Raw genomic sequence first — 23,779 nt, 5'->3', positions numbered from 1 at the left:
AACTGGTGTCGCCCGTAGTGCGTCGACGGGATGCCTGCATCCAGCGACCGCATCAGTCGGAAGCCGTGTCCGACCGCGCGCGGACGGACGCGCCGGTCGGGGTGCCCTCGCCGGACGCGGCGCGGACCGGCGAGCGTGCCGGCGAAGCCGTGGGCTGCCGGGTGGCCGGATCTCCGCGACGCCGGCACGAAAGTGGCAGGATGGCGCCGTCGCGGTCCGCCCCGGGCCCGCGCACCGGGAGCGGCGGGATGGACACGGTATCGGCGATCGGCACGGCGGTCCGCGCGCAGCGCGGCCGGGTGGCGGCTTTGTTCGACGACCTCGCCCGGTGCGGCCGGACCGATCCCGGGTTCACGCGGGCCTCCTACAGTCCGGAGGAGAGTGCGGCGCACGGGGTGGTGACGCGCTGCGCCGCCGCTCTCGGCCTCGCGATCGGGCGGGATGCGGCCGCCAACACCACCCTGACGCTGCCGGGGCGGGACCGGAGCCTGCCGCCGATCCTGATCGGCTCCCACCTCGATACCGTGGCCCACGGCGGCAATTTCGACGGCGCCGCCGGGGTGGTGGCCGGCCTCGCCGCCGTCGCGGCGCTCCGCGAGCTGGGGCTGACCCCGGCGCGCGACATCACCGTCATGGGCATCCGCGCCGAGGAGAGCGTCTGGTTCCAGGTCTCCTACATCGGCAGCCGGGCGGCCCTCGGAACCCTGCCGGACGGGGCGCTCGACGCCGCCCGGATCGACAGCGGCCTCAGCCTCGCCGCGCACATCGCCCGGGAGGGCGGCGACCCGGAGGCGCTGCGCAGCGGCCCGCCCGCCCTCGACGCCGCCGCGATCCACGCCTTCCTGGAGGTGCATATCGAGCAGGCGCCGAGCCTGGAGGAGGCCGGGATCCCGGTCGGCCTCTGCACCGGGATCCCCGGCAACGTCCGCTACCCCGACGTCCGGATCCTTGGGCGCTACGACCATGTCGGAACGCCCCGCCGCTTCCGCCGCGATGCAGCCATGGCGGGCGCCGAGATCGCCCTGGCCCTCGATCGGGTCTGGGCGGAGCGCGAGGCGGCCGGCTGCCCGATGGCCGTCACCTTCGGCCGGTTCCACACCGATGCCGCGGCCCACGGCCTGACCACCGTCCCCGGCGAGTTCCGGTTCAGCCTCGACATGCGGGCCTACGCGGCCGAGGTGCTGGCGGCGTTGGAGGCCGCATTCCTGGCCGCCGTAACGGACGTGTCGGAGCGCCGCGGTGTCACGGTGGCCCTCGGGCCCCGCGCCGAGGCGGGCGTCGGCGCGGTTTCGCCCCGGATCCGCGACGGGCTCGCGGCGGCCGCGGACGCGCTCGGCATCGCCACCCGGCCCCTCGGCAGCCCGGCCTCGCACGACGCCGCCGCCTTCGCCAAGGCCGGCGTGCCGATGGCCATGCTGTTCGTGCGCAACGCCAACGGCAGCCACAACCCCGACGAGGCCATGGCGATCGACGACCTTCTCGACGCCGTCGCGATCCTCACCACCTGGCTGGCGGCGGAAACCTGCGACGGCTGAGGGCGGGCCTCATCATGCGGCGAAGCGCGCGAGGCCGCCGACGGGCGTGCCGAGCACCGCGTCGTCGCGCATCACGAGGTGGCCGCGCACGAGCGTGGCGACGGGCCAGCCGGTGACCTCGGTGCCGGCGAAGGGCGTCCAGCCGCAGGGCGAGACGATCCAGGATTCCTCGATCCTGCGGCGCGCCTTCAGGTCCACGAGGGTGAAGTCGGCGTCGTAGCCGGCGGCGATCCGGCCCTTGCCGCGGAGCCCGTAGACGCGGGCCGGCCCGGCCGCCATCAGGTCGACGAGGCGGGCGAGCGGCAGGCGCCCGGCCGCGACGTGGTCGAGCATGATCGGCACTAGGGTCTGGACCCCGGTGAGGCCGGCCGGGCAATCCGGCCAGGGCCGTTCCTTGGCGGCCCGCGCATGGGGCGCGTGATCGCTGCCGATCGTGTCGACGGTCCCGTCGCGCACGGCCGCCCAGGCGGCCGCCCGGTGGCGCTCGTCGCGGATCGGCGGGTTCATGACGCCGAAGCCACCGAGGGTGTCGTAGCAGTCCGGGGCCACCTGCGTGAGGTGATTGACCAGCACCTCCACGGTGGCGACGTCGCGGAAATCGCGCAGGTAGGCGAGTTCTTCGGCGGTGGAGACGTGCAGGATATGGGTCGCCCGGCCGGTCTTCCGCGCCAGCGCCATGAGGCGGCGCGTGCCCAGGAAGGCGCATTCCGGGTCGCGCCATTCCATGTGGGTCCGGTACGGCTGGCCCCGGCTGAACAGCGGCTTGCGGGCCTGGAGCCGGTCCTCGTCCTCGCTGTGGAAGGCCATGCGCCGGTGGCCGGCGCGCATGGCGCGTTCGAGATGCGCGTCGTCCTCGATCATCAGCGCCGCCGTGGAGCTGCCGGCGAAGACCTTGACGGCGCAGACGCCCGGCGCGCGCTCCAGCGCGGCGAGCGCGTCGATATTGGCCTTCGTGCCGGCCACGTAGAGGCCGATGTCGCACCAGCTCCGGCCCGCAACGTAGTCGCGCTTCCACGCGAGGCGCTCGGTATCGGCGATCGGCGGGACGGTGTTGGGCATGTCGAACAGGGTGGCGATCCCGCCCAGCACCGCGGCCCGCGTGCCGGTCTCGATCGTCTCCACCGCCGGGTCGCCGGGGTCGCGCAGGTGGACGTGGCTGTCGATCAGGCCGGGCAGGACGTGCAGGCCCGCCGCGTCGATCACCGCCTCCGCGGTCGCGCCGGCCGGGGTCGCGAGGGCCGCGATGCGCCCGTCGCGGATGCCGAGATCGATCGCCTCGGTGCCCCAGGGCGTCACGCAGGTGCCGCCGCGGATCAGCAGGTCGTAGTGCATCGCCGGTGTCTCCCTACAGGTCCGCCCGGAGCAGGACCGCCCCGAGGGCCGCCGCCACCGCCTGCTGGCAGGGCTCGACGACCGGACACCCGACCGCCCGCTCGACGGCGGCCCGGTGCGGGGCCATCCCGGCGCAGCCGAGCACGATGACGTCGGCGCCGTCGCGCGCGACCAGGGTCCGGGCCGCCCCGATCAGGCGGTCGCGGATCGCCGCCCCCGCCGTCTCGTCGGCCCGGGCCTTCACCGGCCGGCTGCCGGCATAGCGTTCGCCGAGGCCCATCTGGCGGACCATCCGGCGCTGGCGCCGCACGCTACCCTCCGAGAGGGCGACGATGCCGAAGCGCTCGCCGAGGGTGAGCGACCGGAGGAGGCCCCACTCGGCGATCCCCATCACGGGCCTGCCGCGGGCGACCTCGCGGGCCGTATGCAGGCCGGGGTCGCTGAAGCAGGCGATGACGAAGGCGTCCGCCGGATCCTCCGCGATGCGCCGGGCCAGCGGCATCACCACGGAATCCGCGTCCTGCTGGGTCGCGATGCCCGCCGGCCCCTCGGGCAGATCCGTCACCGCGATGACGGGGCCGCCGGCCAGGCGCAGCGGCGTCAGCGCCGCGTCGATGGCGGCCGTCACCGCCCGGGAGGCGTTCGGGTTGATGACCAGGATGCGCGCGGGTCCGGTGGTGCCGCGATGATGCATGCCGCCTCCTGCGGAACCGACGCGCGGGCCTGCCGCTGACGACAGTGGCCCGCGCGATGCGAAACTCGGGCCGCGCTGCGCCGCGATGCCGGCCCGATCGGGCACCGATCTTGCCCGCCTCGTCGGCGCCAGAGAGAGGGTATCGATGTACGACGATGCTGCGGACAAGAGCGCCGGCGCCACCCTGGTGACAGGGGCCCGGTGGGTCGTCGCCTGGGACCCTGACAGCGGCGGCCACGTCTACCGCACCGGGGCAGACGTGGTGTTCGAGGACGGCGTCCTGATCCATGTCGGTCCGGATTACGCCGGCCCCGCGCCGGCCCGGACCATCGACGCCTCCGGCTGCCTGGTCATGCCCGGCCTCGTGGACATCCACACCCATCTGTTCTCGGAGCCGATGAACAAGGGCATGTGGGACGAGGTCGGCAGCCAGCGGCTCTACAACACCTCGCTCTACGAGTACCTGCCGATCCTGCGGCCCGACGCGGAGGGCACCAGCGCCGCCTACGGGGTGGCGCTCGCCGAGTTGGCGCTCTCGGGCGTCACCACCGTCTGCGACCTCGCTTTGCCGAGCGACGGCTGGCTCGATCGCCTCGGCGCGTCGGGCCTGCGGGTCTGCATCGCCCCGATGTTCCGGTCGGGGCGATGGCTCACCCGGAACGGCCACAGCGTCGAGTACGAATGGGACGCGGCGGCGGGCCAGCGCGGCCTGGAGCATGCGCTCGCCGAGATCGAGGCGGCGCAGCGCCACCCGAGCGGACGCCTCTCCGGCATGCTCTGCCCGGCGCAGGTGGATACCTGCACGGCGGAGCTGATGCGCGACGCCCATGCCGAGGCGGTCCGGCGCGACCTGCGGTTCCACACCCATGCGGCGCAGTCCCTGTCGGAATTCCACGAGATCACCCGCCGCACCGGGATGACGCCGATCGAGTGGCTCGACGATCTCGGCGTGCTTACCGAGCGCACGATCGTGGGCCACGGAATCTTCCTCGACGACCATCCCTGGACCCACTGGCACAGCCCGGGCTCGGACATGCGCCGCCTGGCCGAGCGCGGCGCCACGGTCGCCCATTGCCCGACGGTCTTCGCCCGCCGCGGCATCGCGCTCCACCATTTCGGCCGCTACCGCCAGGCCGGGGTGAACATGGGCATCGGCACGGACGTCTACCCGCACAACATGCTCGACGAGATGCGCCTCGTCGCGTACCTCGCCCGGGTCGTCGCCGAGAATCCCCGCGACACCCGCGCGGCGGACGTGTTCCACGCCGCCACTGTGGGCGGCGCAAGGGCGCTCGGGCGCGACGACATCGGCCGGCTCGCGCCGGGCTGCAAGGCCGACTTCGTCCTCGTCGACTGCGCGCATCCGGCCATGCGGCCGTGCCGCGATCCCGTGCAGTCGCTGATCTACTCGGCCGGCGACCGCGCGGTCCGGCAGGTCTTTGTCGACGGCCGCGAGATCGTGCGCGACGGCCGCGCCCTGACGGTCGACTACGCGGCGGCCGCGGCGGCGCTGGAGGAGGCGCAGGGCCGTGCGCTGGCGCAGATCCGGCAGCTCGACTGGGCCGGGCGCGGCCCCGACGCCATCGCGCCGCCGACCTTCCCGGGGCTGTGAGGCCCCGGCGCCGTGATCCTCAGGCGGGCCGGACGTTCCAGAAGGTCGGAAACCCGTCGAGGATCCCGGTGAGGCGGGAGCGGTATGCGGTCGGCTGCAGGTACTGGCCGAGGGGGTAGTAGGGCACGTCCTCCATCGCCTGGAGCTGGATGTCCCGGCACAGGGCGGCGCGGGCCGCCTCGTCCGGAGCCGTGAACCACGCGTCCCGCAGGGTCTCGATCCGCGGGGTCGTGGCCCAGCCGGCATAGCCGCTCTCGCCGGTGCCGCGCAGGGCGATGTAGCCGGCGGGGTTGAGCCAATCCATGCCGGACCAGTTGGTGACGAAGGCGCTCCAGCCGCCCTCGGAGACCGGCCCCTTGTGGTTGCGCCGCTGCAGCATCGCGTTGAACTCGACCGCGTAGACCTCGACATTCATGCCGACGCGCTGGAGCAGGTCGGCCGCGACCTGGCCGAGCGCCAGAAGCGGGGCCGAGTTCGACGGCACCATCAGCAGCACGGTCTCGCCGGCGTAGCCGGCCGCTTTCAGGTCGGCCCGCACCTTGGCCGGATCCCGCGGTGTGGTGAGCGGCCCGAGCCCGTCCGTCGAGGCCATCGGCGTGTCCGGGCAGAAGAAGCCGAGGGGCACGTGGAACAGGCTGGGATCGTCGGCGCCCACCACGCCCTGCATGCAGGACGTCTGGTCGATCGCCCCCCAGAGCGCCCGCCGGATCGCCGGGTTGTTGAAGGGTGGCTGCAGGTGATTGACCCGCAGCATCGTCACGAAGCCGGTCGAGTCGAGGACGCGGGTGGTGACGCCCTTGGCGGCCTTCAGCAGACCGAGCTGGTCGTGCGAGGCGTATTCCTGCCAATCCGCCTCGCCGGCGACCAGCGCCGAGGTGGCCGTGGATGTGTCGCCGATGACGCGCCACTCGACCCGGTCGTAGTGGACGATTTTCGGACCGGAGGTCCAGGTGGGTGTGCCGTCCGTGCGGGGCACGTAGCCCTCGAAGCGGGTGTAAACTGTGCGGTCGCCGGGCACGCGCTCGTCCGCTTTGAAGCGGAACGGCCCCGAGCCGATGAGTTCCGGCACCTGCTGGAACGGGTCGGTGACGGCGAGGCGCTCCGGCATCATCGCGCAGACCGGCACCGAGGCCTTGCCCAGCGCGATCGGCAGGAGCGGGAAGGGGCGCTTGAGGCGGAACCGGATCGTCCGGTCGTCGGGCGCCGACAGCTCGTCGGTCGCCTCCATCAGGGAGCCGCCGAACGGGTCGCGCTTGGCCCAGCGCCGCAGGGAGGCGACGCAGTCGCGGGCCAGCACGGGGGTCCCGTCGTGGAAGCGCAGGCCCTCGCGCAAGGTCAGGTCCCAGCGGCGCCCGTCCTCCTCGATCCGGTGGCCCTCGACCATCTGCGGCGTGGCGCGGAAGGCGCCGTCCATGCCGTAGAGCGTGTCGAAGACCATGTAGCCGTGGTTGCGGGTGATGTACGCGAAGGTCGTCACCGGATCGAGCGTGACGAGATCCTGCTGCGGGATGAAGCGCAGGGTTGTTGTGGCCTCCGCGCGGACCCGGGATGGTGCCGCGACTGCGCTCGCCACGACGGCTCCGGCTCCCTGCAACAGCGTACGCCGCTTCATCGGACAAGTCCCACTCTGCGCGGGCGGTGATTGGACGACCGCTCGCGGTGGTCCGGTACGATCACCGAACCTGGCAACCCGCAGGCTTGCAGGAACGAGGCCGCGGTCCGTCGGGTTCGGACCCGTCGCGGGGGCCACTCCGCCGGCAGGCTGGCACTGTGGAGGAGTGCGGCCTCCCGCCTTTCGGCTGCTCAAGCTCGGATGGCAGAAGCGGCTCGACCACCGCCCAGAGGTCGTCGGATACGAGCGCGTCCGTACCTGCATAACCTGCTCAGTGCGGATTTGTCCGGCGTTCTCAGGCCTCCGCGCCTGTCCGATCGCGCCCGCTCATGAGGCATTGTCGAGGCTAGCTCGATGACCGAGTTGCGCGCGAAGCAGTCAATCGAGGGTCAAGCTCGGGCGGCTGCTTGGTGCCCATCCCGGTCATTCAGCGTGTTTCGAGAACGCTCCGAAGCGGACATCCCTTCCGCAAAGATCCCAGGCCGGAGAAGCTCCTACACGGTGAAGATTTTTGCGCCTTCCACCGGTCGCCGCTCGCAGGCAGTGGCACCGATCAGGCTGGCGCCGACCGCGAAGGTCCCGTCATCGACCAAACGCTCGCCGGTGCGGTGCTGCACAGTGATCCTGAACGCCGCTCGAGGTAGGTCGTCCCAAGCGCCCGCGCTTCATCCGGCAGCAGCCACGCTTCACAGCCCCCTCACGGGCTGGTCGGCACCACGGCCCCGACGCTTGCCGCCCGAGCCTTCAGCCTTGCGGCGGCCGCGGCGTAGCCTCCGCCAGCGCCATCGATGAAGTGCATGTGCCCGCGGCCGGGCACCGGAGGGCTGATGCAGGTCAACTGCGCAGCCAATTGCCGTTCCAGCCCGAAATGGCAGATCCCCCGCGCCTCCGCACCGGCGAGCTGCGCCTCCAGCTGATCCGCGAAGGCCTCTGTGCAGTCCAGCGTCATCCGCAGCGCATCATCGTATTTGCGGAAGTCCGTATTCCCGACGATCTCGTGCCGAAGCGCGGCCGGATCGAACCCTCCCACCCGCAAGCCGATGCGGTAGATCAGGTATTCGGGGATCGATCGTGCCACGAGGCGAAGCTTGCGCCAGAGGCGGCTCCGACGGGAGCCCGGCATGGCGCGCAGCTCAAGATCCAGGCCCGCCCACGGTCCGTGCATCTGCGGTCCCTCATCCTGCATCGGATGTGCGACCTCGGCACTGATCTCCACACTGCGCAGGATCTCTTGCACGAGTTGCCGGAAGGCCGGCGCGTCGCCGCTGTGCTGCGGCACGAGCATGAGCGAGAGCATCAACGCGTGGCGGGGACGGATTGACTGCCATCGGCAGGAGAGGCCGGTCAGGTCGGGCTGGCTGCCGGGCTCAGCCGGTGCGACGGCATAGTCGCCGGCCTTCATGGCGGCCTCTGCCCAGGGCAGGCCGCCTCCGCTGAACATGGCATAGGAAACGTGAGCACTGGGCGCGTAGCGCGCGACGCGCACGTCGAGCCCGCGATCGCGCACGGCTGAGACCGGTACCAGAGCGGTGCGCAACTCGAGCTGCAGCGCCTCGCGGACCCAGACGGCCGTTGCGGCCAGCGCTTCTCTGGCGGCGTCTACGTCTTCCGGGGCAATCGCGAAGCTTGCCCCGTCGCCGGCGAAGACGAACGGGAACGCGCGCCGGCCGAGGGCATTCGAAACGGCCGCGATGATGGCTGCGCCGGCCGCATTGACCGCCTTGTAGCGGCCGAGCCCGATCTGCTGCTGAGAGCCGACGACATCGGTCACACCCAGCCACCAGGTCGTGGGAAGCGGCCGATAGAGGCCTGGATCCATGAGGCTGGAGAAGGCGGTAAACCGGGGCAGGCTCGCGTAGAAATCAGGGGTCGTGCGGCCCATTGCGGGTTCGATTGGCTCCTCTGCACGTCCCGATGTCCTCGTCGCCGTCATCGCCCTGCTCCCCGGCACAGCCTCGGACGCGCGGCGCGCCCGGAACGCGGCACCGACATCTTCCTTGGTGGGACCACCATCACCACGGTCGCGTGCACGCCTTCAAGCGAACGCGCTGCGGCGGCGACAAACTCACGACCGCTCCGCGCTGCCGCTCGGCTCATGTCTAATGCGGTTGCGGTTTGAATTTCGATATTCGGGCGGCGTCTTCGGGACGAATGGGTCCGGGGTGCCGGCTCCCATCCCGTCGTCACGGCAAGCGGTGGTGTGACGACGTCGGCCAACCGGCCGCCGCTGCGGGTGCAGCGGCGGCCGATCGCGCACCGGGGCCTCAATCAGCCGAAGACGGATGCTCCGTCAGCTGCAGACGCGCTCGTGTCCGAAGAACAAGGGGTTGTAGACGACGCGGCAATCCCTGAAATCCGAGCTCAGGAAGTAGCCACCCGTGGGATAATTCCAGTCGAACCCGCCGAAGTGCCGACGGTAGCCACGGTGGTGGAAGTATCGATGGTGGCCGAACCCGCCGTTTCCGAAGCGGCCGTACCCGAATCCGCGATGGCCGAAGCCGCCGTGATGGCCGAAGCCGCCGTGACCAAATCCGTTGTGACCGAACCCGCGGGCATCGGCGCTGGCGGCACCGCCGGCCAGTGTCGCGAGCGCGAGACCTGCGACCATCATCGTCTTCGTCGAAGTCGTCTTCATCGTGCTTCTCCCTGTTGGGGTGACAGCACTCTGCGCCCGACGATGGCCGGCCGCTGTGACCGCCGTCACAGAGGCCCGGAAACGCGGCGTTGCGCGGGATCTATGGCAGCCGCGCAGGTTCGCGCGTCAACCAAACCGCGATGGGTTGGGACCGTCCGCGGATGGAAGCCGTCCGCCGCTCGTCGAAGAGGCCGGCCGGCTCAACGATGCCGGCAGCCGTCAGGAGATCGGCGCTGACGGCGAGGCGGGCCTTGGCCTCCGACGCCACGGCCAGCAGGCGGCTCGCGACGTTGACGGTATCGCCCGTCGCCGTGACCTGCTGATTGGTGTCGCTGCCGAGGCGCGAGAGGATCGCCGGTCCGGAATGCGCGCCGATCCGCACGTCGAGCGCCCGTCCGGCGCCTGCCAGTTCGGGATCGCGCGCGATCCAGTCGCGGGTCCGGACGATGAGATCGCCGGCTGCCCGCACGGCGTTTTCGGCCTGCGCGGGATCGGGGTCCAGGGCGCCGAACACGACCATCGCGCCGTCGCCCATGAAGTTGACGACGAGGCCTTTGTGCGACGAGGCGGTCTCGTCCACGAGATCGTGGAACGTCTTGAGGAGGGCGCGGGTGCGGACCGGGCCCAGGCGCTCACTCTGGCCGGTGAAGCCGGTCAGATCGATGAAGAGCACTGGGATCTCGCGCGTGAGGGGTGCAGCCAGATAGGTCGGGTCCCAGGCGAGCCGTTCCGCGAGCGCGGCGGGTTGAAGTCGGCGCAGGGCCTGCTCCGATCGCGCGAGCCTCAGCCCCTGACGGCGATCCAGCGTCTGGCGGGCCACCGCGCACAGGAGCGTCGGCAGGCCAGCGGCTGCGAGCGGCAGGGCGGCGCTCATCCAGATGCCCTGGCTGAAGGCGACGGTGCCCAGAGCGAACCAGGCGGCCAGGAGGAGGAGTACGAGGATGGCTGCTGGGAGCGGTGGGGCCAGCGCGATCAGGAGCACGGCGGCGCCCGCGAGAATCCCGGCCGCCACCCCGTCGAGCCGCCGAACGCGCGCATCGCGCACGAGTCCGTCGCCCGCGGTCAGATGGGCGATGCCGGTCGCCAGCAGTTCGACGCCGGGCATCACGGGATCGAACGCCGTCGCAAAGGTGTCGCTGCCCCCGAGTGCCGTCGCGCCGATCACCACGACACGGCCCGCCAGAGCGGCGACGGGTGCCGTCCCATCGAGAAGTGCGGCGGCGCTCAAGGTCTGGATCGAGCGCCGCGGCCCGTAGGGACGGAGCGGAAGATGATAGCCGAGGTCGAGCCGGATGACGGCAGGCCCGATCCGGACCTGTCCCTCGGTCAGGACCGGATCGCTCCGGGCCGCCAGGGCCGCTGTGCGCAGGACGAAATGGGCCGCAACGCCGTTGTCCGCCCTGGCAACGAGAGGAAGGTGCCGCGGAACGCCGGCGGCGTCCTCGGACAGGTTGACGAGTCCCGTCAGCGCGGCCGCGCCGATCACCGGGATCGGGCGATGCACGGCGGTGGCGACCGGGATGCCCCCTTCGTTCGTGGCCTCGTCGAAGACGGCTGCCGCCGCCAGGACGGCGGGCACCTTGCGGAGGGCGGCGGCGAGGGCATGATCCGCCTCGGGCTGGCGCCCGTCTTCGAGGAACAGGACATCGACGGCGAGCGCACGGGGGTGGGCCGCGGCGATCGTTTCGATCAGCCGCGCCATCGTCGTGCGCGAGATGGGAAAGCCTCCTTCCCGGCGGACGATTTCGTCGTCGATGGCGACGATCGCGACATCTTTGGGCGGCGTGCGTGGACCGGCCAGGCGCATGCGCAGGTCCGTCGCCGCCGCCTCCAGGTAATCGAGGGGCGTTGCCCGTCCGGCGATGTGCAGGTGCGCGAGCCAGCCGCTCCAACCCAGCGCGGCCACGAACATGAGGAGGGCGAAGCGTCGCTTGGTCCGCCCGGGGCGCGAGATCGACTCAAGCCCCGGCACCGGACCCGCGGCTCTCACCGCCCGAAGCGCTCGAGCAGGCTTCTGACGCGCTCCTGCGGCCACCGTCGCACGTCCAGGGGGGCCTGATCCTCACCGACATCGACGCCTTCACCCGGGCCGAGCGTGACGGACACGGCCGGGGTGTTCCGGCGCGCGACGGCGACGCGGCCGCGAGCCACGAAAACCGCCGTCTTGGCGGTGGTCACATCGACGGCGTAGATCGTGCCGCGCACGGAGGCAATCGCGTGGGGGGTGAGGATCTGGAAGCCGCCCCGGCGCGTCTTCGAGCGCGGCGGCAGGGTCACGAGTACGGCGCTGCCGCCGATCTCCGCTCCCTCGAGCTGCCCGTCGCCGTCCCGATCCACCGGCCGTAACGTGGCCGCTCGCTCGGCTTCGAGCGTGAGCCCGTCGGTGCATCGCAGGATCCGCAGAGGCGGGTCGAAGCGGGTCGTTTCCGTGCAGCGCGTCTGGGCATGGACGGTGACCGGGACGACGACGGCCGCGAATGCGGTCACGACGCGCGCGAGATTCCTCATGGGGTGGATCCCTTCTGCCGCCTCAGAGCCGTGAGGGCGCGCCGAGGGCCGCCAGACGCGGCGCGACCTTCACATGCACGCGTGAGCGCCCAAGATCGATGATGCCGGATCGACGCCAATCCTGAAGGACGCGATTGACGCTTTCCCGCGCCGCGCCAACGTAAGCGGCGAGTTCTTGCTGTGTCACCTGGATTTCTGCGCCGTAATCCTCGGACAGCATAACCAGACGCCGCGCCAGCCGGGCATCGAGGGGAAGGAGTGTCGCCTCCTCCATGCGCTCGCTCATCCAGCGCAACCGTCGGCACAGGAAGCCGATGATCCGCGCCGCTAGGGCCGCGTCGTGCGCCAGGAGTTCGAGGAAGTCCCGCCGGTCGATGACGAAGAGATCCGTCGTCTCGAGCGCGATGGCCTCTGCGGTGCGGGCATGGCCATCGAGCAGGGCGATCTCGCCGAAGACATCGCCCGGGCCGAGGAGGTTGAGCGTCACGGACCGGCCGTCCTCGGTGCCGGTGGCGATGCGGATCTGCCCGCGACGGATCGCGTAGAGGGCATCGCCTGGGTCCCCCTTCTGGAAGAGGATCTCGTGACGCGCAACGCTGCGCATCCGGCAAAGGCCGGCGATGGCACGAAGAGCGTCTTGGCCCAGCTCGGCGAAGAACGCGTTGGCGGCCAAGAGCCCGACAAGCCTGTTCGGCGCGCTCACGACATCCTCTCTCGACTGTGCCGGCCCAGGCTCGTGTGCGCTCCGCAGAGTTCTCCGCGGCGCAGCCTGGTGTCAGCATGATGCCGCACCGTGTCGCCTCTGACCGGCGGGCGGGTCCGTGACAAAACTCACAGCCCGGCTGGCCACGCCGTCCCACGAGGACCGGCTATCGGCCAGCGATCGCGTATGGCCGCCACCGCCTCTCGGGGAGACGCGATCCGGGCTGCCCGCCGAACCTTCGGACGGCCCTGCTATGTCGGAGGTTCCCGCAGCCGGGATGCGGCTGTGACCGAGGGATCGGTTCGCCCCGCGGCTATGCAGAAGGCCGGACCAAGACGCATCTCCGTCGGCAAGATCGACGACAATGGCGTGGGGGTGAACCGAGCCTATCACGCGAAGCGCGGCATGCAGGTCCGCGAAGATCTCCGTAACGCAATCGGGAGCCGAAGCGAACAGGCCCTCGTGAACTTCATCCCGCGCTTCCGGTGTGACGTCGATCACAGTCGCGGAGGTCGAAGGCATGGAACATCCACCCGAATTCCTGCGGCTTAGGATCATTTTCGCGGGATCCGCCGTGTTGGCGGGACAAATCACTCCGTTCATCAGCAACGGCAGCGCAGCATTAGAAGGATGTTACATATCATGAGCCAGTCTCGTCGCGAGGACCGCGATTCATCCCGGCGCGCGCAGGAGAACCAGCAGCGCCTGGTCGCCGACCTGCGCTCGCAATACGATGTCATCATTTGCGGCGCCGGATCCTCGGGCTCGGTCGTGGCGCGGCGCCTCGCGGAAAATCCCGACCTGCGCGTGCTGCTGATCGAAGCCGGAGGCAGCGACGATGCCGAGACGGTGCTCGACCCTGCACAATGGCCGGCCAACTTGGGCAGCGATCGGGATTGGGGATTTGAGGCGCAGCCGAACCCGCACCTGAACGGTCGTGCCCTGTCGATGTCGATGGGCAAAGGTCTCGGGGGCGGCTCCAGCATCAACGTGATGGTCTGGGCGCGCGGGCATCGCAGCGACTGGGATTACTTCGCTGCGGAGGCGGGCGATGCCGAGTGGAGTTACGACAACGTCCTCCAGATCTATCGTCGAATCGAGAACTGGCAGGGTTCACCGGATCCGCGGTATCGCGGCGAGTCCGGGCCGGTCTGGGTCCAGCCCGCCTCGGATCCCAGCCCCATCGCACACGCGATGCTCGATGCGGCCCGCGAGGTCGGCATCCCGACCTTCGCGCATCCGAATGGCCAGATGATGGAGGGGCCGGGCGGCGCCTCGATTTCGGACATGCTGGTTCGCGACGGCCGGCGCCAATCGCTTTACCGGGCCTATGTCCATCCTTGGCTCGACCGCCCCAACCTGACGGTCCTCACCGACACGACCGTGCGGCGCGTCCTGATCGAGCAGCGGCGCGCGGTCGGCGTCGAAGTGGTCCGCGCCGGGCAGGTCCTGGAGATCAGAGCCCGGGCCGAGGTGGTGCTGTCCCTGGGCGCCATCCAGACGCCCAAGGTTCTGATGCATTCCGGCATCGGGGACCATGCGGAGCTGACGCGCTTCGGCATCCCGGTGGTGCAGCACCTGCCGGGCGTCGGCCAGAACTTTCAGGACCATGTCTCGTTCGGATGCATCTGGGAGTATGCCGAACCCATCGCCCCCCGTAACAGCGGCAGCGAGGCGACCCTGTATTGGACGAGCCGCCCCGGGCTCGATGCGCCGGACGTGCTCTTCTGCCAGGTCGAATTTCCCGTGCCGAGCGATCGGACCGCGGCGCGCGGTGTGCCGGCGCAGGGCTGGACGATGTTCGCCGGTCTGGCGCGCCCGGCGAGCCGCGGCCGGCTTCGGCTGACGAGTGCCGATCCCGGAGTGCCGTTGGCGATCGAGGCCAACATGATGTCCGATCCCGCGGATCTGACGACGGCCGTCGCCTGCGTGGATCTGTGCCGCGCGCTGGGCAACGCCCAGGCGTTTCGTCCGCATGTCCGCGGAGAGGCCATGCCGGGCGACATCCGGGGAGACGCACTCGAAGACTTCATCCGTGATGCCGCCGTGACCTACTGGCACCAGAGCTGCACGGCCAAGATGGGCCGCGATGCCATGTCGGTGGTCGATGCATCGCTGAACGTCTACGGGATCGACGCTCTGCGCATCGCGGATGCTTCGATCATGCCGCGTGTGACGGCGGGAAACACGCAGGCCCCCTGCGCCATCATCGGCGAGCGGGCGGCACAGATGATCGCTCAGGCGCACGGCCTGTGATCACCCTGCGGGTCGCGGCCCGGCCGGGTTCTGTGGCTGCCGGGTCCGGCTCTTCTGCTTCGGGCGCCACGCCGCGTCGTGGTGAACTTCATTCTGGCGGTCGCCGATGACTTTCCAAGACGTTCAACACACGCTGCGGCAGATGGGCGATGCGGCAAGAGGCCTTGCCGCGATCGGTGCAGCCCTACGCCTGCGGCAGGAGGCGCCGGACATTCATCCCGAGGTCGCGCGCCGGCTGCACGACGTGGTCGCCGCCGTGGTGCCGGGCGGCCTCGGTGACCGTGATCAGGCGCAGGTCTCCGCGTCCCTGGCCTCCGTCACGCACGCCCTGCAGGAGGCGCGGGATCTGTTGGAGTGTCCCGAGCGACCGCCCGTCTGGCAGGTCCGCGATCCTGCGATGTTGCAGGCTCAGGGCCAAGCCTCGCGGGTCGTCGTACGGCGCTTGGCGGCCCTGGCGGCCGACCGCCCGGCGCTCGCGGCCGCCCTCACCGGGCGCTTCCTGGATGTCGGCACGGGTGTGGGCGGCATTGCTCTCGAAGCCGCAGCGCAGTGGCCCTCGCTGCGTGTCGTGGGCCTGGACATCTGGGAGCCGGCCCTCGAACTGGCCCGTGCGAACGTGGCGGCAAGCCCATTCCGCAGCCGTATTGAGCTCCGCCTGCAGGATGTGACCCAGTTCGATGATCCAGCCGGCTACGCGCTGACGTGGCTTCCGGCACCCTTCCTTTCCCAGGACGCGGCTCGGACAGCGCTCGACCGGCTAACGGTTGCCCTTGAGCCGAAGGGATACCTTGTTGTCGGTCTCTACGCTCCGCCTCCGGATCCGGTCGGCGCCACGCTTGCAGCCCTGCGGCTGGCCCGAAGCGGCGGCCACCTATGGTCGTGTGCTGCGATGGAGGCTGAACTTCGCTCCCGTAAATTCACCGCCATCGAGACTTCTGCGGGACAGCCGGTCACGCTCATGATGGGACGACGCGCGTAGAACGCTTTCCGTCGAGGCGGTGGCCTGCCGCGACGGTGCGCATCAAGCCGGCCAGTACCGACCGGGTCCAAGGCAGCGCGATCAGGACCGACGATCGGGCGGCTCGAGAGCCGCTGCCGCGTCGCGCCTGCGAATGACTTTCGAAGCCGCGATCCGGTTGCTGGGGCGCACCCTGAGGCCTCTGCCTGAACCGCTTCGAGTGGCCGCTCCCGTGCGATTGGCCCCCCGAAGCGGACCGGCGGGTCTCGGCCAAATCCCGTCGTGGTGGCGGGCGCCCCTGAATGACTGGGTTGGGTGGAAAACGGACTGGCGGCTTTCGAGTATTGAACTCGAGAATACGGACTTTCACAAGCTGGTGAAATGCCCAAAGTGAAACGTCCGCTCCACGACAGGTTCGCCGAAAAAGACAGAAGGTTCTCTGGCAAGAGTGCGCCTCGTATTGGCGTGTAACCCGAAGCGAGCTTCGACGAACTAGGCTCGTGGCAAGGAGATCGACGGCATGCCTTGTGTGATCGAGTTCACAGGCGGCGACAGAGGCCCGTGGCGGGTTACGCGCGCGGAGGCAACGGCCGGAGCCCGCCTTGAAGAGGTGGCATTTGTGTCAGTTGGCTTGGTGAGTGAAAGTGAAGATCCGGGACACTTGGCGTCTTCTGGCATGGCATGGCGTCTACGCGGAGCTATTAGCAATCTCCGCTACACCACACGCGATGAAGCCAATAGGCTACGGAGCTTACAAGCTGCTCTTGATCGGCCGACAGCAACTCATGCCGCTCTGATCCCGATCAAAAAATCTCAGCAGTGGTGGGATTTGGCTCAAGACGAGCGCCGTGAAATATTCGAGGAGACTTCCAAGCACACCACGATTGGTATGAACTATCTTCCTGCCATTGCCAGAAGGCTTCATCACAGCAGGGATCTTCGTGAGCCGTTTGACTTTCTGACTTGGTTCGAGTTTGCGCCAGAGCATGAGGCGGATTTCGAAGCTCTCCTCTCTAACCTCAGGGCCACGCGGGAATGGACCTTCGTGGAGCGAGAGGTCGATATACGCCTCACGCGCGATTGACCCATTTAGGCGAGAACCGCCTTTGATGCTGTCGGGGCCATACCTCGCCAGCCTTCATGCAGGAGGCGAAAGAGGGGCGCGCCGCATTGCAGACGCGCCCCAAGTGCGTTCCGGTCTCATGAAGAACGTGCCCGCTCGGTAAGGCCTCACGCTCGCGTGAACAATGCGTCTCGCGTAAGAAGCTGGCTGTGTGGCCGCGTCATCGGAACGTCGCATTGGCCGACGGGATTGTGGCCCAGCCGAGCGGGTGAGGTGCAGGTGAGCAATATGGCATCGATCAGAGAGATCGCAGACACGCTGAAGGAGATTGCCGCCCCTGGGATGAAGCCGAAGGCGATCCGTTCTGCCATCCGCGAACGGCACCCGGAGGCGAGCAAGAAGGAGATCGTTCGCGCGGCGTTTTATGCTGTGACGGAAGCGTCGGCTGCTTCAGACGGAGCGACCGCTGAACTCCATGACTTCGTGTTGGCTGAGCGCATCGCCGAGGACAACGCGGACGTGGTGTTGAAGGTGAGCAAACGCAAAAAGAAGAAGCGCTCGTCGGACGCATTGGAGCGGTCGCCGGCGCACTGATGCCGGGGGAGCCGCTTCTGACTTATGCACTCGAACGTCCGCTTCGAAGAAAAGCTTAGATGCGCGCTTGCGACCGAGTTGGGTAGATTGCGGGAGGGCCGCTCAGGGTGGTTTCCCGCCGGTCTGCTTTCAAGCAAACGACCAAGGTTAAATGACGTTCGAGTTCTAATGATCGATAGACAAGGATCGTGCGCCCGACTCGGGGTCAAAACCAACTGGCGTGTGCAGGGCCGTTAAGCCGCTATCCGTAGCCTCAGCCGGATCATCGAACTGACTGTTGCGCCGCTCGTCGATGCTCACCGGGTGAGCAGCCGTACCTGTGCTTGAAGCGCCGAGAGAAGTGCGCCTGGCTGGTGAACTCGGACTCATAAGCCAGCGTGCCAATCGGTAGGTGCAACGAGGCTGGGTCGGCCAAGCGCTTCGCATCCACCGCCAGCCGGCGCTCCCAGATCCAGTCGGAGATGTGCTGACCGCGCTCGTGGAACAGCTCCTGCAGCCGCCGCAGCGAGACACCCATGGCGGCTGCAAGTCGAGGCGGATCGAGCGTCTGGTCGTGCAGATTGGCTTCGACGTAAGCCTTGGCACGCTGGACCACGACGCTACCGTGCAGCGGCCGGGGCACTTCCTTGGCCAAGCGCTCAGCGATGCTGGCCATGATCAGGTCCAGCCCGATCGACGACATGCGCTCCGCCGTGTCGGCGCCAAGCTGTCCCTCGACCCGGATCAGCTCCCGGAAGTAAGTCAGGGCCAGCGTCGTGGAGGCCAACTCCGCCCCGATGGTCAAGGACGTGTAGAGGTTGGACGGACCAAACAGGCCCTCCAGGCGCGCGCGCGGCAGTTCGATCACTAGTGACTGGCCATCGTCAGCTGTTCCCAGCACGGAGGGCCGACGATTGAGCAAGACCAGATCGCCGGGGCGTTGAACGGCCGCTCGGTCTTCCTGCATGGTTCCCGACGTCGTTCCGGCCAGCTTGAAGAGTGCCAGCACCGAGTCAGGGGCGTGGCTCGACGGGCGCCTTCGGCTTGTCTGCTCTGCTGCACTTTGCGTGAAACGCGCGATCGGCAAGGACCCGATCTTCGTCGCCTCGACCTTGCTCGTGAACGGCAGGTCACCAAGGCGGGTAAACTCGAACTCTCCGTATCGGTCCGCCAGCAGATCGCGCCAGACCTTGAAGCTGTTCGCAGGCGGCAGCATAGCTGTAGAATGAAGAAGATGCATCGACAGGTCTTGTGCTCACCGCCCGCTGAGGCATGTGCCATCACCGACGTTGAATGGTCGTCGTCACCTAGACACAACACCTCAGCTGATATCTATGACGATCGTATACAATCTTCAGAAATGGTGTCCATAGCGCCGCCATTCTGTGAACGGGAAGTCGCACCCAGCTGCGTCCGCGTATGGGAATCTATCTCGGCCGGTTGAGTGACCGAGTTGGGTCGCTACCGGAACGGCGGTAGGGAGTGGTCTGGAGATGGTCTGCTTCTACCGCAGATTGGGCCAATGTGCTGGTTCGGAGTCGGGAGCCGATCGACGACTTGCTCCGCCCGGGCGATAGAAGGCGCAGGGATTCTCCGAAGATGGTCCGGTCTGTGCTTGCCCCGGCTGGCCACCCGATCGTGCCGGTCCCTGTCGTCGCTGGGCACGCGGACGGACGATGGGTTTGCCCCGATGGAAGGGCGGCGCCCCTTTTTTCCACCCCGGTTCCCCCATGCCCGAATGCCTCGTCTTCCGCGTGCCCGCGCAGCATCCCGCCGACGTCTCCGAGGTGATGGGCCTCGTCGCTTCCGGGGCGGTGGACGTGACCGAGATCGTCGCGATCTTCGGCAAGACCGAGGGCAATGGCTGCGTGAATGACTTCACCCGGCAGCTTGCGGTGATGGCCCTGGAGACGGCGCTCGCCACCGCCCTCGGCTGCACGGCGGCGGAGGTCGGCGCGCGGATCGCCCTCGTCATGTCCGGCGGCACCGAAGGCGGGCTGTCGCCGCACTTCCTCGTCCTCGCCCGGCGTGACGGCCCCGCGGTGCCGGAGGGCAAGGCGCTCGCCATCGGCACGGCCTTCACGCAGGAGTTCCGGGCGGAGGAGATCGGCCGGATGGCGCAGGTCGAGGCGACTGCGGCGGCGGTCGGCCGGGCCATGGCAGAGGCGGGGCTCACCGATCCCGCCGACGTGCATTTGGTGCAGGTGAAGTGCCCGCTCCTGACGAGCGCTCGGATCGCCGAGGCGGCCGCCCGGGGCCACGGCGTTGCCACACACGACCCCTACGCCTCGATGGGCTTATCCCGCGGCGCCTCGGCGCTCGGCATCGCCCTCGCCCTCGGGGAGGTCGACCGCGAACATCTCACGGATTCCGCCATCGGCACCCGACGCGATCTTTTCTCCGGCCGCGCCAGCTGCTCGGCGGGGATCGAGCTGATGCGCAACGAGATCATCGTGCTCGGCAACTCTCAGGGCTGGACAGGCCCGCTCGCCATCGCCCACCGGGTCATGGACGACGGCATCGACCTGCCCGCGATTCGGGGGGTGCTCACCGACCTCGGCTTCCTGGAAGCGGGGCAGTTGCCGCCTCATGAGTCGGAGCGCGTGATCGCCCTGCTCGCCAAGGCCGAGCCCTCCCACGACGGCCTGATCCGGGGACGGCGCCACATCATGAACGACGACAGCGATATCAACGCCACCCGGCACGCCCGCGCCTTGGTCGGCGGCGTGGCCGCCGCGGCGATCGGCCGGACGGACCTGTTCGTCTCCGGCGGCGCTGAGCATCAGGGGCCGGATGGCGGCGGGCCGGTAGCGGTCATCGCCCGCGTGAGGGACTGAAGCCGTGCGCGGGGCCGCAGAAGTTCGTCCGCTCTGCCGAGGGCCGTTCGCCAAAGCAAGCTGGTAGCCCTCGGCCAGCTCCCGCGGCGCCAACGCGCCTCCGAGCGCCTTCGATCGGTGGACGGCAATCCTTCGGCTTCAGGGCAAGGACGCATCGAAAGCTGACGTTGATGGGCGATGTTGCCGTCCCGAAAACATTGAACATCGGAAGGCAACACATTCACTCAATCCAACTGTGACGATGCCGTGAGACGCGCAATGACCGGATCGGCGATCAGCCGGGAGGGTGCCCGGGAAGACGGCAAACCCTGTGCCGGATTGCAGCTTCGACTTAGCGCTAACGCTGCAATCCATCGAAGCTGGCAACCAGCGCGTCGATGAAGACTCGCACCTTGGCCGACAAGCTGCGGTGGCTCGGGTAGATCGCGTGAATCACGGTCTCGATGCCCTCGGCGGTGGGCCATAGCCGAACCAGCCGGCCGTCCGCGACGTACGGCCTCGCAAGGAAATCTGGCAGGTACGCGATGCCGGCGCCGCCCAGTAGCACTGGCAGCAGAGCCGCGGAGTCGGAGATGGCGACGGCCGGCGGCAGCTCGATGCGTCTGGCGTCGTCGGTCGCATTGTCCTGGTAGGCCATGGCCCGATCGCCGTAGCCGATCAGCGTGTGGTCGGTGAGGTCCGCGGCGTGAGCGGGCGTCCCGCGCGCCGCGAGATAGCCGGGGCTGGCGCAGAGCCATGCCTCCGAGACCAGCAGCCGGCGGGCGATCAGGTCGCTGTCTACGAGCGGTCCCACCCGGATCAGCAGGTCGGCCATCTCGGCCGGCATGTCGACGAAGCGGTTCTCGACCGCCAGCATCACGCGGACCTGGGGATAGGCGGCCATGAACCCCGGCAGCATGGGAGCGACCAGTGCGGTCGCGACCGTGAAAGGCAGGCTGACCCGCAGCGTACCGGCCGGAACGCCTCCCAACCCTTCGAGTGCCGTGCCTGCCTCGTCCACGTCGGCCAGGATGCGGAGCGCGTGCGGCCGAAACAGCGTGCCGGCGTCGGTCAGCCGCAAATGCCGCGTCGAGCGGTCCATCAGCACCACGCCGAGATCGCGCTCCAGCCGTGCGAGCGCGCGGCTGACCCCCGACTTCGGCAGGCCGAGCGCGCGCGCCGCGGCCGACACGCTCATCAGGTCGGTGATGCGCACGAACGCGCGCAGGTCGGAGAGCTGCATTGTCGTTCCACCTTTTGCAACACCCTGTCCCATCTCGCCCAGCTAATCGCAGGAGAGCGCAACGCCTATTCACCTGATCGGCGAGCGGATGGAGGAATGAGTGGTGGATGGCGCGCAGACCCAGCACTTGGTGGTCGTGGCAGGAGCCACCGGCGATCTCGGCACCCGGATCGTCAAGGCACTGACGGCCAAGGGTAGGCCGGTACGGGCGCTGGTGCGCCGGCCGGCCGATGAGCTGGCCCGCGGCAACGTCGAGCAAGTCTCCGTGGATTTCGGAAACGGTGTTGCGCTGACTCACGCCGTCTCCGGCGCCGCGTGCGTCGTGTCTGCGCTGAACGGTACCGCGCCGGTGATCCTCGACACGCAAGGGCAACTGCTCGACGCGGCGGTGGCAGCCGGCGTGCCGCGCTTCATCCCGTCCGACTTCTGCCTGGACTATCTGACAACCCGGCCGGGCGACAATCGCAACATGGACCTGCGACGCCAATTCGCGGCCCGCCTCGATGCGGCACGGATCCGTGCGACCTCGATACTCAACGGGCCGTTCGCCGACCTCCTTAAGGGTCAGGCTCCTATCGTGCTGCACCGCTTTCGCCGCGTCCTCTTCTGGGGCGATGCCGACCAGGTGTTCGACTTCACCGCCAAGGACGACGTCGCCGCCTACACCGCGGACGCGGCGCTCGACCCTGCCGCGCCCCGCCATCTGCGCATCTCGGGCGATCAGATCAGCCCGCGCGGGCTGGCCGAGCTGCTGACCAGCCTGGAAGGCCGGCGCTGGCGGCTGCTGCGCGCCGGCGGCATCGGTCGCCTGAGCGCGATCATAGCTGTCGCGCGCGCGCTGACCCCGGAGACCGACGCGCCGTTCCCGGCGTGGCAGGGGATGCAATACCTGCGCGACATGTCGACCGGGCGCGGCAAGCTGCACGGCTTCGACAACACCCGCTACGGCAAGACCGATTGGACCAGCGCCGCAGCCGTCCTCGCCCCCACGATCCGCTGAGCATCGACCCGCCAAGGGAAAGCCATGCCATGACCGACGCTATCACTCCCTTCCCGATCCGGGTCGCCGACGCCGACCTGACCGACCTGTCCGACCGCCTCGCCCGCACCCGCTGGCCCGATGCCGGCACCGTCACCGACGGGAGCCAAGGTCCGACCGTGCACGCCATCCGCCGTCTGGTCGGCCGCTGGCACGATGGCTACGATTGGCGGGTGGCAGAAGCCCTCATCAACGGCTGGGGCAGCAGCCGCACCGTTATCGACGGCCTCGGCATCCACTTCCTGCATGTCCGCTCGCCCGAGCCCGATGCCCAACCGCTCTTGCTGGCGCATGGCTGGCCAGGCTCGATCCTGGAGTTCCGCGACGTGATCGGGCCGCTGACCGACCCTGCGGCGCATGGCGGAAATCCGCGGTGTGCGTTCCACCTCGTGATCCCTTCGATGCCGGGGTTCGGATTCTCCGACAAGCCGACCGGGCCAGGTTGGAACGTCGGCCGCGTCGCTGGCGCCTATGTCGAGCTGATGCAGAGGCTGGGCTATGGCGACCGGTGGTTCGCCCAGGGCGGCGATTGGGGTGCGGCCGTGGTGACGGTGCTGGCGCACATGCGCGCGCCCGGCCTCGCCGGCATCCACCTGAATATGGTCATGTTCCAGCCGACGGAGGACGAGATCGCGGACGCGACGCCGGAGGAGCAGGCGATGCTGTCCGGCATGGCGCGATACGACCGGGTGCAGTCGGGTTACATGAAGCTGCAGAACACGCGTCCGCAGTCGGTCGGATTTGCGCTGGCGGACTCGCCGGTGGGGCTGGCGGCCTGGATCTACGCGCTGTTTCAGGACGTGACCGACAGCGGCGGCGAGCCCGAGCGCGTGATCCCGCTGGACCACATGCTCGACGACATCATGCTCTACTGGCTGCCGAACGCCGGAGCCAGCTCGGCGCGGTTCTATTGGGACAACGCGCAAGGCCAAGCGGGTATGCCGAACGAACCCATGCCGCTGCCAGCCGGCGTCAGTGTGTTCCCCGGTGAGGTGATGCGGCTGTCACGGCGCTGGGCGGAAAAGCGTTTCGTGGACCTGCGTCATTACAACCGGCCCCCAAGGGGCGGACATTTCGCGGCCATGGAGAACCCTTCGGCCTTGGTCGCAGATGTGCGCGCGACGTTCGCGAAGGTCGGATAGTTCCAGGTGGCTCGGCCTCCACGCGAGGTCATCATCGTGGTCCAGTGCGCGTCCGCAT

The 23,779-nt window shown here is 69.1% G+C and carries 20 protein-coding genes; 9 read left to right on the top strand and 11 right to left on the bottom strand.

Annotated elements, in window-relative coordinates; genetic code table 11:
- The first annotated feature begins 248 nt into the window (after positions 1-248).
- Positions 249-1,535: a hydantoinase/carbamoylase family amidase gene (locus A3862_RS29815; protein WP_111474400.1), complete on the top strand. Its 1,287-nt coding sequence runs from the start codon at positions 249-251 to the stop codon at positions 1,533-1,535.
- 12 nt (positions 1,536-1,547) lie between these two features.
- On the opposite strand, the gene A3862_RS29810 is transcribed toward A3862_RS29815, so the two are convergent.
- Both A3862_RS29810 and A3862_RS29805 read right to left on the bottom strand, forming a co-directional pair.
- On the bottom strand, positions 1,548-2,867 hold the full coding sequence (locus tag A3862_RS29810; protein ID WP_043755395.1) for a dihydroorotase: 1,320 nt from the start codon (positions 2,865-2,867) through the stop codon (positions 1,548-1,550).
- A 13-nt stretch (positions 2,868-2,880) separates the two neighbouring features.
- Positions 2,881-3,561, bottom strand: a complete 681-nt coding sequence (locus A3862_RS29805; RefSeq protein ID WP_111474272.1) for an aspartate/glutamate racemase family protein — start codon at positions 3,559-3,561, stop codon at positions 2,881-2,883.
- A 145-nt stretch (positions 3,562-3,706) separates the two neighbouring features.
- Here A3862_RS29805 and A3862_RS29800 point away from each other — a divergent pair, with 145 nt between their 5' ends.
- Positions 3,707-5,173 carry an amidohydrolase family protein gene (locus A3862_RS29800; protein WP_111474271.1) on the top strand — a complete coding sequence of 489 codons (1,467 nt, stop codon included), beginning with the start codon at positions 3,707-3,709 and terminating at the stop codon, positions 5,171-5,173.
- A gap of 19 nt (positions 5,174-5,192) precedes the next feature.
- Here the strand turns inward: A3862_RS29800 and A3862_RS29795 are convergent, their stop codons facing one another.
- From A3862_RS29795 to A3862_RS29770, 7 genes are all read right to left on the bottom strand, one after another.
- The gene (locus A3862_RS29795) at positions 5,193-6,785 is read right to left on the bottom strand and encodes an ABC transporter substrate-binding protein (RefSeq protein WP_111474270.1); all 1,593 of its coding nucleotides are present in this window, start codon (positions 6,783-6,785) and stop codon (positions 5,193-5,195) included.
- Positions 6,786-7,279: 494 nt separating this feature from the next.
- On the bottom strand, positions 7,280-7,402 hold the full coding sequence (locus A3862_RS32425) for a hypothetical protein (protein WP_257791603.1): 123 nt from the start codon (positions 7,400-7,402) through the stop codon (positions 7,280-7,282).
- Between the two features lie 80 nt (positions 7,403-7,482).
- Positions 7,483-8,667: a DUF3095 domain-containing protein gene (locus A3862_RS29790; RefSeq protein ID WP_043755401.1), complete on the bottom strand. Its 1,185-nt coding sequence runs from the start codon at positions 8,665-8,667 to the stop codon at positions 7,483-7,485.
- A 408-nt stretch (positions 8,668-9,075) separates the two neighbouring features.
- Positions 9,076-9,420 carry a hypothetical protein gene (locus A3862_RS29785; protein ID WP_111474269.1) on the bottom strand — a complete coding sequence of 115 codons (345 nt, stop codon included), beginning with the start codon at positions 9,418-9,420 and terminating at the stop codon, positions 9,076-9,078.
- Positions 9,421-9,520: 100 nt separating this feature from the next.
- Complete coding sequence (locus tag A3862_RS29780) at positions 9,521-11,392, bottom strand: CHASE2 domain-containing protein (RefSeq protein WP_236961613.1); 1,872 nt, start codon at positions 11,390-11,392, stop codon at positions 9,521-9,523.
- Positions 11,393-11,406: 14 nt separating this feature from the next.
- A complete protein-coding gene (locus A3862_RS29775) occupies positions 11,407-11,928 on the bottom strand; it encodes a FecR domain-containing protein (protein WP_111474267.1) in 522 nt (173 codons plus the stop codon).
- Between the two features lie 22 nt (positions 11,929-11,950).
- Positions 11,951-12,631, bottom strand: coding sequence for a Crp/Fnr family transcriptional regulator (locus A3862_RS29770; RefSeq protein WP_111474266.1), 681 nt, complete (start codon positions 12,629-12,631; stop codon positions 11,951-11,953).
- A gap of 642 nt (positions 12,632-13,273) precedes the next feature.
- Here A3862_RS29770 and A3862_RS29765 point away from each other — a divergent pair.
- The 4 genes from A3862_RS29765 to A3862_RS29750 all read left to right on the top strand — a co-directional run bounded on the left by A3862_RS29765 (position 13,274) and on the right by A3862_RS29750 (position 17,502).
- Positions 13,274-14,887, top strand: coding sequence for a GMC family oxidoreductase (locus A3862_RS29765; protein WP_111474265.1), 1,614 nt, complete (start codon positions 13,274-13,276; stop codon positions 14,885-14,887).
- Between the two features lie 106 nt (positions 14,888-14,993).
- Entirely contained in the window at positions 14,994-15,866 is an 873-nt protein-coding gene (locus A3862_RS29760; RefSeq protein WP_111474264.1) for a class I SAM-dependent methyltransferase, read from the top strand.
- Positions 15,867-16,365: 499 nt separating this feature from the next.
- Positions 16,366-16,929 carry a chlorite dismutase family protein gene (locus tag A3862_RS29755; RefSeq protein WP_100793892.1) on the top strand — a complete coding sequence of 188 codons (564 nt, stop codon included), beginning with the start codon at positions 16,366-16,368 and terminating at the stop codon, positions 16,927-16,929.
- 252 nt (positions 16,930-17,181) lie between these two features.
- Complete coding sequence (locus tag A3862_RS29750; protein ID WP_236961610.1) at positions 17,182-17,502, top strand: hypothetical protein; 321 nt, start codon at positions 17,182-17,184, stop codon at positions 17,500-17,502.
- Positions 17,503-17,764: 262 nt separating this feature from the next.
- On the opposite strand, the gene A3862_RS29745 is transcribed toward A3862_RS29750, so the two are convergent.
- Positions 17,765-18,721: a helix-turn-helix domain-containing protein gene (locus A3862_RS29745; protein WP_043755409.1), complete on the bottom strand. Its 957-nt coding sequence runs from the start codon at positions 18,719-18,721 to the stop codon at positions 17,765-17,767.
- A 490-nt stretch (positions 18,722-19,211) separates the two neighbouring features.
- On the opposite strand from A3862_RS29745, the gene A3862_RS29740 reads away from it, so the two are divergent.
- Positions 19,212-20,318: a ring-opening amidohydrolase gene (locus A3862_RS29740; RefSeq protein ID WP_043755411.1), complete on the top strand. Its 1,107-nt coding sequence runs from the start codon at positions 19,212-19,214 to the stop codon at positions 20,316-20,318.
- 337 nt (positions 20,319-20,655) lie between these two features.
- On the opposite strand, the gene A3862_RS29735 is transcribed toward A3862_RS29740, so the two are convergent.
- Positions 20,656-21,540, bottom strand: a complete 885-nt coding sequence (locus A3862_RS29735) for a LysR family transcriptional regulator (protein ID WP_043755412.1) — start codon at positions 21,538-21,540, stop codon at positions 20,656-20,658.
- Between the two features lie 103 nt (positions 21,541-21,643).
- On the opposite strand from A3862_RS29735, the gene A3862_RS29730 reads away from it, so the two are divergent.
- Both A3862_RS29730 and A3862_RS29725 read left to right on the top strand, forming a co-directional pair.
- Positions 21,644-22,540: an NmrA family NAD(P)-binding protein gene (locus tag A3862_RS29730; protein ID WP_205782314.1), complete on the top strand. Its 897-nt coding sequence runs from the start codon at positions 21,644-21,646 to the stop codon at positions 22,538-22,540.
- 29 nt (positions 22,541-22,569) lie between these two features.
- Entirely contained in the window at positions 22,570-23,721 is a 1,152-nt protein-coding gene (locus A3862_RS29725) for an epoxide hydrolase family protein (protein WP_111474262.1), read from the top strand.
- Positions 23,722-23,779: the final 58 nt, after the last annotated feature.

This window comes from Methylobacterium sp. XJLW, from assembly GCF_003254375.1.
GTDB classification, from domain to species: Bacteria; Pseudomonadota; Alphaproteobacteria; order Rhizobiales; family Beijerinckiaceae; genus Methylobacterium; species Methylobacterium fujisawaense.
Note: the sequence above shows the minus strand (reverse complement) of the source record. Positions and strands in the feature narration are given on the sequence as shown.

What these genes read in the sequence shown, in the direction of transcription:
- A3862_RS29815 (WP_111474400.1), top strand. Translation starts at nt 249, where the DNA reads ATGGACACGGTATCGGCGATCGGCACGGCGGTCCGCGCGCAGCGCGGC.
- A3862_RS29810 (WP_043755395.1), bottom strand. Translation starts at nt 2,867, where the DNA reads ATGCACTACGACCTGCTGATCCGCGGCGGCACCTGCGTGACGCCCTGG.
- A3862_RS29805 (WP_111474272.1), bottom strand. Translation starts at nt 3,561, where the DNA reads ATGCATCATCGCGGCACCACCGGACCCGCGCGCATCCTGGTCATCAAC.
- A3862_RS29800 (WP_111474271.1), top strand. Translation starts at nt 3,707, where the DNA reads ATGTACGACGATGCTGCGGACAAGAGCGCCGGCGCCACCCTGGTGACA.
- A3862_RS29795 (WP_111474270.1), bottom strand. Translation starts at nt 6,785, where the DNA reads ATGAAGCGGCGTACGCTGTTGCAGGGAGCCGGAGCCGTCGTGGCGAGC.
- A3862_RS29790 (WP_043755401.1), bottom strand. Translation starts at nt 8,667, where the DNA reads ATGGGCCGCACGACCCCTGATTTCTACGCGAGCCTGCCCCGGTTTACC.
- A3862_RS29785 (WP_111474269.1), bottom strand. Translation starts at nt 9,420, where the DNA reads ATGAAGACGACTTCGACGAAGACGATGATGGTCGCAGGTCTCGCGCTC.
- A3862_RS29775 (WP_111474267.1), bottom strand. Translation starts at nt 11,928, where the DNA reads ATGAGGAATCTCGCGCGCGTCGTGACCGCATTCGCGGCCGTCGTCGTC.
- A3862_RS29765 (WP_111474265.1), top strand. Translation starts at nt 13,274, where the DNA reads ATGAGCCAGTCTCGTCGCGAGGACCGCGATTCATCCCGGCGCGCGCAG.
- A3862_RS29760 (WP_111474264.1), top strand. Translation starts at nt 14,994, where the DNA reads ATGACTTTCCAAGACGTTCAACACACGCTGCGGCAGATGGGCGATGCG.
- A3862_RS29755 (WP_100793892.1), top strand. Translation starts at nt 16,366, where the DNA reads ATGCCTTGTGTGATCGAGTTCACAGGCGGCGACAGAGGCCCGTGGCGG.
- A3862_RS29745 (WP_043755409.1), bottom strand. Translation starts at nt 18,721, where the DNA reads ATGCATCTTCTTCATTCTACAGCTATGCTGCCGCCTGCGAACAGCTTC.
- A3862_RS29740 (WP_043755411.1), top strand. Translation starts at nt 19,212, where the DNA reads ATGCCCGAATGCCTCGTCTTCCGCGTGCCCGCGCAGCATCCCGCCGAC.
- A3862_RS29735 (WP_043755412.1), bottom strand. Translation starts at nt 21,540, where the DNA reads ATGCAGCTCTCCGACCTGCGCGCGTTCGTGCGCATCACCGACCTGATG.
- A3862_RS29725 (WP_111474262.1), top strand. Translation starts at nt 22,570, where the DNA reads ATGACCGACGCTATCACTCCCTTCCCGATCCGGGTCGCCGACGCCGAC.